The sequence below is a fragment of the candidate division WOR-3 bacterium genome, from assembly GCA_039803545.1.
Classification (GTDB): Bacteria; Hydrothermota; Hydrothermia; order UBA1063; family UBA1063; genus UBA1063.
On the sequence record JBDRYS010000001.1, the window covers coordinates 954,812 to 962,588 of the forward strand.

Below are 7,777 nucleotides of genomic sequence, written 5' to 3' on the forward strand. Positions count from 1 at the left end.
GTTTTTTCATTTTTCTGTAGCCGCGCCACCGCAAGCCCATCATTAATTTTCCAACTCACTAAGGTCTAACGAATCAACATCTATTTCCTGATTCATAATCTTATTCAGAAGAGTCTTAAACAACTCTTCATAAAGTTCTTTCTTCTTTTGTTCAATCTCGATCTTTTGGTCGATGGTTTGAAGAATCTCCGCAATCTCCTGCTGTTCAGGGAGAGTGGGAAGAGGGATTTTGAAAGGAGAGAGAGACCTTATAGTAATTTGCGGTTGTCCACTTCCTGAGATTACTTCGGATAAATCCAAGTTGAGTAGCAGATAATATAAAAACATTTTAAAGAGATCTTTAGAAATCGGATGGACAACCATTGCATTACCTGTAATCCAAGACTTAGGCTCTGATAGATTTATAGTTCCGCAAGTTGATCCTCTACAAGTTACTAAAACTTCCGATTCTTCGTGATTATATTTTGTGAAATATCCAATTACCCCATTTGCTCCATATACTTTATAAGGACCCGATTCTGAGATCTCTTTCAAGGTGATTGTTTTAGGTTGATAAATTTTACAAACCTCCCCCAGCCTCACCACTTCCCAATCCTCTGGAATCTCTCCGATTTCAGTTTCCTTTAATTTTCTTCCTTTTCTAAAGGATGGGCCGCCATACTTAAAAAGTTCTGCCATCAGGCTCTTTTTAAGTTCTTTCGTCTTTTCAATAATCTTATCGTGAATCTCCACAGCAGATTGAACAGTATCAAGAATCTTCACGATTTTTTGTTGGATGGGAAGAGGAGGAAGGGGTACTATTAAATTTTTAACAAAAGAGGGAGAAATAAATGGTTGTCCAGTCCCTGTTTTAGGCCATTTATTCTCATCATTAAGGTAATAATACATAAATTTAGCAGTTACTGGATTTTCAAATTTTATAATTTGCGTATTAGCCAGAGCTGTCCATTCTCCTTCAGCATAAAAACATTTTCCACATCTTGATCCTATAGAAGAAAGAATTACAGCAAAACCAGAATCGTACGCTTCTTTAGTGAAACCATCTTGCCCCGCAGCACTAAAAGCTGGAAATCCTCTTTCTACATAATCTTTTTTGGTAATTCCGCTTCTCCCCCCTGAATAAATTTCTGCAATCTCTCCTAATTTTTTTGTTGGCCAAGTTGATTTCATAACTTTGAAACTTTTTTAATTATTTCAATATAAGCATCAGGTATTTCATCAGGTTCAAGTTCTTGAGCGATAGCTTTTCCAATTCTCCATCTTTTATTATTTTTCAGCAATTCAAAAACCTTTTCTTTTAAATTATCGTTTTCTGTTTTTAAATCCTTGTCATTAACCTCATATCCCCAATGCTTTTTTACAAAATTAATAGCATTTATTATTTTACGTAATGTGTCATTATTAGAATTTACAGCAATCATTTTCTCGAAGGGTTGATGTATAAAAATATTGTAATTTCTTAATTTATTTTTTAAATCTTCACTATTGAGAGGTTCTAATTGAAATTTTTCTTCAGTTTCAATAAGATTATTTTCTTCTAATTTTTTAAGAAATTGCTGTGTATCGTTAAGCTTGTCCTCATCTATAAGAACAATAAATGGAATATTAAGACTTTTCAAAAGCTTGATAAAAAACCAGATGGTATCACCTCTACTATTAAGAACAGAAACAGAATTATAATCAAAAGAGTAATTTATCTCAACTTCTTTTTCACCCTCTTTTGTTTTCTCCAAAATCTTTTTAGAAACTTCACTAAAAAATCCTTCCTCGGTGTCTCCTTCCACAACTAAAACTCTTTTAGCAAAAAATATTTCCTCTAAATTACGGCCATGTATTTCTAAAATTTTCTTTTCTTGAGAAGAAAGGTTTATTTTATAATGTTTTGTTTTGCTATCTTCTTTACCAACTCTAATAATATTATCGATTTGAGTTATATCGATTAAATGATCGGAGTGTGTAGTTATAATGACTTGAGAGTACTCAGAAAGATTTTTAAGAGAAAATATCAATTGTCTCTGGCTATGGGGGTGTAAACCAATTTCTGGTTCATCAATTCCATAAATTATAAATTTTTTCTCCTCATCTCTAAGGTATTTTGCCATTACTCTAAACAGCGAGATAATAATTAAATTCTGCGTACCTAATCCTTTCTTAATGACCTCAGAAATATAACCGTCATCTATTAAAATTTTCATTTCACTTAAAAAATCGGAATATTTAGTTGAAGATGGCGAGAGTACAATCTTTTTAATATCTGTTTGGTCTTTAGAAATTTTTTCTAAATCAGAAATTATTTTTTTAACTTCATCAATATCTGTTAATTTCTTCTTTGCTTCATCTATAATTGATATTACCTCATCCAATTTTTCTTTCTGAGCTTTTTTAATAATTATTTCTTTAAAATATTTTAATGGAGACTTCCATCTTATTGGAGCAATTTCCATGATATTTCTTAAAGATTTCACCCTTAGAAAAAATAATTTCTTTTCAAAATCCCAATAATATCCAAAGGGTTTATTATATTTTTGCTTCCATTGTTCGCCAATTCTAACTTCAAATGAGCCGCCATTTTGCTTTGAAAATTTATATCTTACAGCAACTAATGAATTAAAATCAGGATTGATTGATGCAAGCTCATTACCCTCAAGGGAAGCTTCTATTATAATTTCTCGATTTTCTTCGCCATTAAAGAAATGGTCTGTAGATGGCTCAAAATTAGGCAGATACACGTCACCCAATAAAAGATCTATTGCTTCCATTATATTTGATTTACCTGCATTATTTGGGCCAACAAGAATATTTAATCCTTTATTAAACTCTATTTTTTCTTCCTCTATAGACCTAAAGTTTTTAATATATAATTCTTTTATGTGAATCATATCCTCTCCAAAATTCCCTTCACCTTTTCCTCGACCCTTTTTCTTTCTTCTTCTAATTTTTCTAAATCTGATTTGATTTCGCTTAATGGGCGATAATTCTCTTCCTCACTCACACTCACAAACCTCGAAGGACTTAAATTATAATCGGCCTCCTTTGCCTCCTCTTTCGTTATAACTTTCGCAAACTTTTCTACATCTTTAAATTCCTTGTATGCATCTACAATTTTTCCTATATTCTCATCGGACAATGTGTTCTGCTTTTTCCCCGGCACAAACTCCTTGCTGGCATTGATCAATAAAATCTTTCCCTTTCGCTCTTCCGGTTTTTGCTTGTTGAAAACAATAATTACTGCAGGTGCACCAGTGTTGTAAAATAATTTCTCGGGTAGTAAGATTACCGCTTCAACCAGGTCTTCATCAACTATCCGTTGTCTTATCAACTTTTCCCTTCCACCCCTTGAAACAGCCCCTGTATCTATAACTACAGCAACCTTTTCCTTTGCCGAAGCAAGCATATGTTGAATCCATACCCAATCGGCAGATTGCTTTGTGCCAAATCCAAATTTAAACCTATCTTGCCAATATTCTCCCTTCTTTAAGTTATCTTCATCGTAACCGTCCTGGTTCCACGGGGGATTTGCAATTACATAGTCAAACTGCTTAATGCTATTACCCTCTTTGAACTTGGGGTAAAGGAGGGTATCCCCCAGGTAAAAACGAAAATTGTTAATATCGTGGAGCAGCATGTTCATTTTTGCCAAAGCAAGGGTTTTGGAATTTACTTCTTGACCAAACAAAAACAAGGTATTTGCTATGTCCTTTCCAAACTTCTCCTCAACGTGCTTATATCCAACAATAAGCATTCCAGCAGAACCTAAAGCGGGGTCATAAATACTTTTCTTAGGCTCAGGGTCCAGAATTTCGATCATAAGTTTAATAACTTCTCTCGGGGTGTAAACTTCACCTTCCTTTGCCTTTTGAGGGGCAAAATACTTCAAAATCCACTCGTAGGCATCTCCCAAAATATCTCCAGAGATTTCCTTAAAGGAAAATTTGCTAAAAAGTTCAACAAGTTGGTTCAAAATGACCGCATTTTCTGGGTTGCTGGTAAACTGATGGAAATCGAACTGAGAAAAGATGTCCTGGTAATTGGGATTAAGATCTGCCAGCTTTTTAACAGCGATGGAAAACCTCTCGGAAATCTTCTGAGGTTCTCTCCGCATATTATCCCAGAGGTATTCCCTCGGAAAATTAAAAGTATGATAAGTATCAGCGGTTGCCTCTTTTACTGCCTCACCTTCATCCCACCCCTTCTTAATGAGTTCTGACTTTGTTTCCTCAAACTCCTTCTCCCACTTATCGGAGATGGACTTGTAGAAAAGCAAGAACAAAATAAAGGTATAATCCACTCGCGTTCTAATGAGATCCGCCGCCTGCTTCAGAAGGTTAATTAATTGGTCTTTCGTTGAAATAGAATTGTTTTTAGAATTCCCATTAAACAAGCTTTTCTGCCCGTACACATCCTCCTCCTTTACTAAAGGTGAAATCTATGACAAACTCCAACCGTGAAAATTTTTTCACACCCTCGAAAACCCAAACTCTCACAAATCCACCTTTAAATATACAAAAGTATATAACAAAACCCCTCTCCTTTCAAAAGGTTGGTGTTCCTCAAAATTAATATACTAAAAATGGGCTATTCCATCAAAAATAACAAAATAATAAACCAGCGACCAAACTGCATCCTTTTGTTCTTGAACAAGTAACAGTGCAGTATGGTCGTTGTAAGAGGGTATGACATTTAGAAAAGATATTCAATTAGTGCCCTCAATGCACCTATATACAGGAAGGCAAAGAAAATAGATAAAACACAAATCCTCAACAAACTTCAGAAATTCTTGGATAGGAACAGGAGTTGCATAGCCTATCTTTGGAGAAACACGGGCAAAAAGTTTATTTAAAGGGAGGTAAAGTAGTGGTGGTAGGAAATTCCACTGTTCTGACTGCCACATACCCGTCCATAGGTAGTTCTTTAATCTTGCAAACAACTGGGTGTTAATTACTTACGATGCAGATATATTTCAAATTCTTAAAAGGGTGAAATATTGTGCTTCTCATTTTTAACGAGAAAAATAAGCAGCTTTTGCCCAGCGAAGAAATAGACTTTAGGAGTCATAAAATCTTTGAAAGACATTGAAAAATGGGTAATGGATTTTCCAGAAATAATTGGAGAAGAATTGCTCATTATCACAACGAATACGACAAGTTTGACAAAACCAAGGAAAATATTGGATATCCTTGCCCTTGATAAAGCGGGAAACTTGCAAGAACAGAATTAAAACTGGATGAAAGTGGAAAAAGCGCTGAACTTCAGGCTATAAAAGATGCAGCATATTGTTCTACTCTAACTTTGAATGATGTAGTTTCCCTAAGGAAAAACTTCTTGACGAAGAGGGGTGAAGAAAAGACAGAAGATGAAATTAAAGAAGAAATCCTTGAAGAATTTATGATAAATGCAGAGCGGAAAGACTTTGGAGAAAAACCTTTATCACGCACACAGAAAAAAAACTAATTGAAAACTACTTCGAGGAATCTATCCATATAACTGGCATTTAGCCCCCTAACTAATATTTTGCCTAAAGGTTTAAAGATAAGGGTAACTTATGGAGCCAAAGAGGAGTAAACTTTTACGTATATGAATGCTAATACATATAACATCCTGACAGAAGGCACAAAATTTGAACAACAAAATCGCAAAGAGCTCAGCACACCATTGATAGCTTCTCTCAATTATAACCATTCTTCAAATCTACTTTTTACAAGTCCTAATTTGTTGATACTCTCCATGGCTTCTGACAAACGCTCATGCGTGCTAATTACATCTTTAACTTCCCAAAATGCTAACGATTTTCTAAAATTTTCTGGAAGGCCCTGAATCTCATCTCGAATTTTTTCAATTCGTTTAGCGTCTGATACTGCAATAATCTTTTGAACAGTAGGATTGTTAAGAGCCTTCTGCAAATTAAGTATAAGGCTATCTATTGAACCGCTCTTATGAACTTCAAAGACATAAGTCACCACACCAAGATTTGCTATTCTAGCCATCCATACACAATCAACACGTGCACCAGAAGCTATTTGTTTTTCTGTATCAACTTCAAATCCTAACCAATTACCAATGTCTCTTATAAAATCCCGTATTTCATCATGGTCGAATTCTTTCTCTTCAAGAATTAGAGGGATTTCTTCTTTTTCTGTCTTCTCCTTTTCTGTAAACCATACTTCATACAGAAAGTAATCTACCGCCAATAAGTCAGCATCTCTTAATCCTAACTCCTTAAGATACTGTGCAATCTCAAGAAAAACCTTATTTATCTCTACATACTCTTTACCCGATATATTGTATTTTGCCAATGGTAAGGCATCAAACTGCAAAATTTTTAAAGCTTTTCGCGCTTTGTCATTCCAGAATCCATACTTATTAGGGTCATAATAACACAATATTTCTGTAATTGTGGCTGGCCCCAACCCCTTTATTTCTCTTAAAAATCTATCAAATCTCCTATCAAATGACTCTGGTCCATATAATAAGTTTTCAAGTTCGTCAATGATTTTATCCATACCATTTTCGCCTACTATTTTTTGCACTAAGTATTCCTTGTTTCCCCATAATGCTGAAGCCCAAAGCTTAGAGATAAGCTCACCGAATTCAAGTTCGGTCATCGATCTTAACCTTTCCCTTGAAAGCAAAGGTACAATTAACTCACGCCGTTCCTCACGAGATTCCAACTCATCCATAAAGGCCTTTGATGACTTGAATTTAGTAAAGTAGTCTTTAATCTTTTGATGCTGCTCTTTATTTAACGCCATATTTTCCACCTCCTATCGTGGTCTGGATCTTTTGTTAACTCATTTATGCTCAAGCTACTCGCACATACGCTGTCAAAATTAGGAAAGTATGGAAACCGTTTACCCACAGATCTATTTTCGGCAAGTATCAACTTTTATTTTCCCTGTTACATAACAAGAGGCATATTATTCGAATTATCATCATTCCCCTTCCCAACTTTCTAATTCCACTTCGGGGATTTTAACTACCTGCGATATTCTATAATAACGCATTTGCAATATTATTAACAATGCAATTCAGAAAGTCAAGCTTTCCGCATTCATCAATAATAATCTATTCCAAAGGTTCCAGTTTTATCAGAAATCTGGCAAGAGAAAATAACAATCATAATCTTTTTGCGCGTCAAGGTGTTCCATGAAATCAAGAAACTTCTTCACTGGAAAAAAAACATTGCGAACTTTTAAAAAATTAAAAATACAATAACCACTGCTCAATCATCTTTACATAGGATTTTTAAGGCTTTAATCGCAGATGTAGATACTAAAAACGGAAGAGAACAAGAACTAAAGGAATTTAATCAAAATATCCCTAATACGCCCCATAAAAGCAACACCCCGGTCCCCCTATTGAGTGATTAATAGCCAAGTGCTAAATATTAGAGCTCCTTTGGGTAGAGATAAACTCAATTAAACAGAATATTGCCAAAAACCCTCCCCGCCTCAGGCGGGGAGGGTCTCGAACCCCCTAATCCCCCGGATGGGGGATTAACAGCCAGGTGCTCGTTAGTAAAAACGTAAAAACTTTCCTGATTAAGAACCATGTGATAGATGTTGCCAAAAATAAAACCCTCCCCGCCTCAGGCGGGGAGGGTCTCTACCCCCAATCCCCCGGATGGGGGATTAACAGCCAGGTGCTCTATACTTAAGTATCTCTTTATGCAACCCCCAAATAAAAAACACTCCCCGGGAGGGTCTCGAACCCCCAATCCGCCTTAGGCGGATTAACAGCCAGGTGCTCTATCCTTAAGTATCTCTTTATGCAACCACTC

At 35.5% G+C, this 7,777-nt stretch carries 6 protein-coding genes; 2 read left to right on the forward strand and 4 right to left on the reverse strand.

Annotated features, from left to right (window positions below; translation table 11 throughout):
* Positions 1-42 precede the first annotated feature (42 nt).
* Genes ABIM45_04350 through ABIM45_04360 form a run of 3 tightly spaced genes read right to left on the reverse strand, consistent with a single transcriptional unit; the run spans position 43 to position 4,399 of the window.
* The gene (locus ABIM45_04350; GenBank protein ID MEO0239141.1) at positions 43-1,170 is read right to left on the reverse strand and encodes a restriction endonuclease subunit S; all 1,128 of its coding nucleotides are present in this window, start codon (positions 1,168-1,170) and stop codon (positions 43-45) included.
* Positions 1,167-2,879, reverse strand: coding sequence for an AAA family ATPase (locus ABIM45_04355; protein MEO0239142.1), 1,713 nt, complete (start codon positions 2,877-2,879; stop codon positions 1,167-1,169). Before ABIM45_04355 ends, ABIM45_04350 begins: the two co-directional genes overlap by 4 nt.
* Positions 2,876-4,399: an N-6 DNA methylase gene (locus ABIM45_04360; GenBank protein MEO0239143.1), complete on the reverse strand. Its 1,524-nt coding sequence runs from the start codon at positions 4,397-4,399 to the stop codon at positions 2,876-2,878. The genes ABIM45_04355 and ABIM45_04360 overlap by 4 nt, the downstream gene beginning before the upstream one ends.
* 663 nt (positions 4,400-5,062) lie before the next feature.
* On the opposite strand from ABIM45_04360, the gene ABIM45_04365 reads away from it, so the two are divergent.
* Positions 5,063-5,218, forward strand: a complete 156-nt coding sequence (locus ABIM45_04365; protein MEO0239144.1) for a hypothetical protein — start codon at positions 5,063-5,065, stop codon at positions 5,216-5,218.
* Positions 5,219-5,289: 71 nt separating this feature from the next.
* Positions 5,290-5,451, forward strand: a complete 162-nt coding sequence (locus ABIM45_04370) for a hypothetical protein (GenBank protein MEO0239145.1) — start codon at positions 5,290-5,292, stop codon at positions 5,449-5,451.
* Between the two features lie 218 nt (positions 5,452-5,669).
* Here ABIM45_04370 and ABIM45_04375 read toward each other — a convergent pair whose 3' ends face one another.
* A complete protein-coding gene (locus ABIM45_04375; GenBank protein ID MEO0239146.1) occupies positions 5,670-6,749 on the reverse strand; it encodes a hypothetical protein in 1,080 nt (359 codons plus the stop codon).
* Positions 6,750-7,777 lie beyond the last annotated feature (1,028 nt).

Coding starts and splice junctions, on each gene's coding strand:
- ABIM45_04350 (MEO0239141.1), bottom strand. CDS start 1,170: ATGAAATCAACTTGGCCAACAAAAAAATTAGGAGAGATTGCAGAAATT.
- ABIM45_04355 (MEO0239142.1), bottom strand. CDS start 2,879: ATGATTCACATAAAAGAATTATATATTAAAAACTTTAGGTCTATAGAG.
- ABIM45_04375 (MEO0239146.1), bottom strand. CDS start 6,749: ATGGCGTTAAATAAAGAGCAGCATCAAAAGATTAAAGACTACTTTACT.